Source organism: Olsenella sp. Marseille-P4559 (assembly GCF_900605015.1).
In the GTDB taxonomy this organism is placed as follows: domain Bacteria; phylum Actinomycetota; class Coriobacteriia; order Coriobacteriales; family Atopobiaceae; genus Tractidigestivibacter.
This window is the reverse complement of record NZ_LR027574.1, coordinates 1-1556: the sequence shown is the minus strand read 5'-3', so window position 1 is coordinate 1556 and position 1556 is coordinate 1. Positions and strand designations below refer to the sequence as shown.

General features: G+C 56.1%; 2 protein-coding genes and 1 pseudogene. 1 reads left to right on the top strand and 2 read right to left on the bottom strand.

The window, feature by feature from the left end; genetic code table 11:
• Positions 1–346, top strand: a pseudogene (locus E0E00_RS06205) (hypothetical protein); the annotation flags it as partial.
• A gap of 5 nt (positions 347–351) precedes the next feature.
• Here the strand turns inward: E0E00_RS06205 and E0E00_RS06200 are convergent.
• Positions 352–732 (bottom strand): hypothetical protein, encoded by a 381-nt coding sequence (locus E0E00_RS06200; RefSeq protein ID WP_130811697.1) that lies wholly within the window; start codon positions 730–732, stop codon positions 352–354.
• Positions 733–1071: 339 nt separating this feature from the next.
• Positions 1072–1284, bottom strand: coding sequence for a CsbD family protein (locus E0E00_RS06195; RefSeq protein WP_130811696.1), 213 nt, complete (start codon positions 1282–1284; stop codon positions 1072–1074).
• Positions 1285–1556 lie beyond the last annotated feature (272 nt).

Below are 1556 nucleotides of genomic sequence, written 5' to 3'. Positions count from 1 at the left end.
GGTCGGCATGTCGCCCTTCCCCGGAGACGGCAAGCTCGCCGCATGCCGCGGCCTCGTGCCCGCGGGCCACGGCTCCGGACCCCCCGTCAGGTCGCAGAGGGACGCCCGCGGAGGCGACAGGGCTCCCGAGAACCCCCTCGTATTCGGCTGCGACTCCCTCGTGGGGACGAAGAGCCGCTTCGGGAGGCACTGCGATGCCTGCGTGGCGCGGGGCATGGGGCACAACAAGGCGCTCAGGGCGGTGGCCCGCAAGAGGCCCCGGGTCATCCATGCGGTGATGCGCGACCGGGTGCCGTATGTGGAGCCGCCGGCGGACGATGCAGGAAAGCCGCCTGCTATGGCTTGACAGAACTATAGGGACACCCCCCACGACCACGGCCAATGGCTGGGGTTGTGGTTGTCCCGGCTCGCGTAGTAGTCGAGCAGAAGCCAATCCTTCACTCGACTGTCGGGCACGTCGTCCGGAATGCCGAACCTCTTGCGTAGATCCGTAATCGAGTACTGCTGCATCAGGGCATTGATGTCGGCCGCATAGTTGCAGCCTTCATCATTGAGCTTCCAAAGAAAGTCTTCAATCCTATTATCAATCTGGTCACTGCCCCAGTCCCACTCGGGATGGTATTTCCTCACAAGGTTGCGAATCCAGTCCAGCGTTGCCTGGGCTTGCTTCCGCCTTTCCTCATCCTTGCCATACCTAAGCGTGTTTTGTGCATTGACCCACAGGTGATGCAAGGGCCGTGAGATCAGCTGGAAGGCCCTGGAGCACTACAGAAGACACACAAGCGAAAAGAGACCGTCCTCCCAGGTCATCACAGGGAAAACGGCCTCTTAAATTGCAAAGGTCAGAATATGTCCACGGCACGTTCCACGGGCTGCCGAAGTCCCATGCGGACTCCTTCAGCTGGAGGTACAGCTACAAAGATTCTGCAGATGCATACACAGAGCACCTGCATGGGATGTGCCTCATGCAGGTGCCATTCTCCGGAATCGCCGCGATTGCCACGGTGCAACTGAAGCTGCCTAAGCTACTTACAGTTCAGGAGACCTAACTATGCTGCAAGTACTCAGCCATTAATTGCTATTCTCGCTCTTGGAGTCGAGTGCATCTTTTGCCTTTTCACCCAACTCACTCGCTGTGTCTTTTATATCCGATGCGATCTCTTTAGTTTTTCCGACTGCCTTATCCATAATCCCCTCTGCCTTCAGGGAATCATCACCTGTCGAATTTCCAACAGCCTCTTTTACCCTGCCTTTTACTTGATCTGTAAATCCTTTATCAGTCATCTTATTCTCCTTAGGGGAATATATGCCAATTTTACAGTTTCGCCTCTCCTTTCTATACGATAACCCTTTATGTAATGGTACTGGAAGTAAATCGGACAATCAAGCTTTTCAAGTATATGGGACCTCGGACATTGGTCGGTTGAAAACCTAACCGCAACACTGCAAGCCGAGGCGCAACGGTTGCGGCCAGTCTTGCGAAACACGGTCGGAAGCGTTGCGCCCACCCCTTCGAGAGGGGCGGGCGCAACGCTTCCGACCGTGTTTCGCAAGAC

Bases quoted from the DNA above. Each gene is read 5' to 3' on its own strand.
- E0E00_RS06195 (WP_130811696.1), bottom strand. From the start codon at position 1,284: ATGACTGATAAAGGATTTACAGATCAAGTAAAAGGCAGGGTAAAAGAG.